1 protein-coding gene and 2 pseudogenes are annotated in these 1,911 nt (G+C 46.1%); 2 read left to right on the forward strand and 1 reads right to left on the reverse strand.

Translation table 11 applies throughout. The features are described from left to right. Together F6K20_RS36520 and F6K20_RS36525 are read left to right on the forward strand one after the other, a co-directional pair. Positions 1-182, forward strand: a pseudogene (locus tag F6K20_RS36520) (RNA-guided endonuclease TnpB family protein); the annotation flags it as partial. 21 nt (positions 183-203) lie between these two features. After that, positions 204-791: pseudogene (locus tag F6K20_RS36525) on the forward strand (SDR family NAD(P)-dependent oxidoreductase); the annotation flags it as partial. Between the two features lie 169 nt (positions 792-960). Here F6K20_RS36525 and F6K20_RS36530 read toward each other — a convergent pair. Continuing rightward, positions 961-1,911, reverse strand: a 951-nt coding sequence (locus tag F6K20_RS36530; protein WP_287298099.1) for an AMP-binding enzyme, incomplete at its 5' end; no start/stop codon positions are given.

Genomic DNA, 1,911 nt, shown 5'->3' on the forward strand with positions numbered 1-1,911 from the left:
AGCTGATTGTCGATAGAGATGTCAACGCATCAATCAACATAAAGCGAGTCGGGCTGGATGTGTTCCCGACTATAAAACGCCGTAGAGGGAAGCCTGTAGTTGTTGAATCTACTACTAATAGTACCTCGCAGGAAGCTCTGACCGCTCTTTATGAGCATCAGAAGCCCACACTGAAAGCGTAGCGGAGCGTGTGTGGTACATCACAATCCAAACTGCAAAACTTACAAGAAGAAATCGCCACGAATTTAATGGGTATGTACGCAATGACTCGTATCATTGGGCGACCCATGGCAGCACGACATGAAGGTACTATTGTGAATGTTTCTAGTTTAATGGGTAAGGTGGCAGCACCGACGATGGCAAGCTATTCCGCTACCAAATTTGGCATTGTTGGTTTTACTCAAGCCTTACGAGGGGAGTTAGCGCGAGAAAATATCCGGGTAATTGCTTTATTGCCATCGTTAACAGATACTGATATGGCGCGAGGATTACAGTTGTTTCGCTGGGTGTTGCCGATGACTCCCCAACAAGTCGCTAAGGTGTTAGTCGCGAAACTGGAGAAGAACTCATCGGAAATTTTAGTAGGATGGCAAAGTCATTTAGCTGTGTGGTGTCAGCGTTTTTTTCCTTCATTACTGGAGAAAGTGTTACGGATTGCAGCTCCTCTGTCTAGAAATAAAAGTTTTGGAGAAATAAATAACAAGCAACAGGTAACAGGCAACAAGAAACGATTTTGGAGAATAGTTTGGGATTTTGGCTTCTTTAGATCTAGTAGACAGACAAAGGTTTGATCAAGGATTTTATCAAGCTTTAAAAGACAAATTTCCTGATTAATCTTTCCGATTTGAACAGGACTTAGACAGCCTACATATAGATTGCCTGCGTAAGTCCTGTATGGTTGATTAATTTCAAATTCGCGCTCTTTTAAACTCTCCTCCAGAGAAGGAGGAGAGACCAAAATCAAGCCCCTTCCCGTAACTTATCCAAAACACTGCGGTCTTCTAGAGTGGAGGTATCTCCAGCTACCTCTTGACCTGCAGCTAGCGATCGCAATAGCCGTCGCATAATCTTACCGGAACGAGTCTTGGGCAAACTATCAGCAAAGCGAATGTCACCAGGACGTGCGATCGCACCAATTTCTTTGACCACGTGCTGCTTTAGTTCTTGCTTGAGTTCGTCACTAGCGCTATATGTTCCTTCTAAGGTCACAAAGGCAAAGACATCTTCCCCTTTTAGCTCATCAGGTTTACCGACTACAGCTGCTTCAGCTACAGAAGGATGAGAAACCAGTGCTGACTCCACTTCCATGGTTCCTAAGCGGTGACCAGAGATATTCAACACATCATCGACACGACCCATAACCCAGAAATAGCCATCGGGGTCTTGTCTGGCACCATCTCCAGCAAAATAGAAGTATTGGCCATCTTTTGGCTGGATATGTTCCCAATAGGTGCGGCGGAAACGGTCATCATTGCCATAGACAGTACGGATCATACTTGGCCAAGGATGTTTGATAACTAAATAACCACCATCATTGTCCCCAACTGGATTGCCGTCTAAATCTACAATATCAGCAATAATGCCTGGGAAGGGGAAGGTAGCGGAACCGGGTTTAGTGGGAGTAGCACCGGGTAAGGGGGTGAGCATGAAGCCTCCGGTTTCAGTTTGCCACCACGTATCGACAATGGGACAACGTTCTCCCCCAATCACTCGATGGTACCACATCCAGGCTTCTGGGTTAATCGGTTCACCGACAGTTCCTAGGATACGTAGGGACGATAAATCACGGGCGTTGGGATGCTGGTCTCCCATCTTAATAAAGGCACGAATCGCAGTGGGCGCAGTGTAGAAGATAGTGACTCCATATTTTTCTACCACATCCCACAAGCAACCGGGATTGGAAGGACGGGG

The sequence above is a fragment of the Moorena sp. SIO2C4 genome (genome assembly GCF_010672485.1).
Lineage (GTDB): Bacteria > Cyanobacteriota > Cyanobacteriia > Cyanobacteriales > Coleofasciculaceae > Moorena > Moorena producens.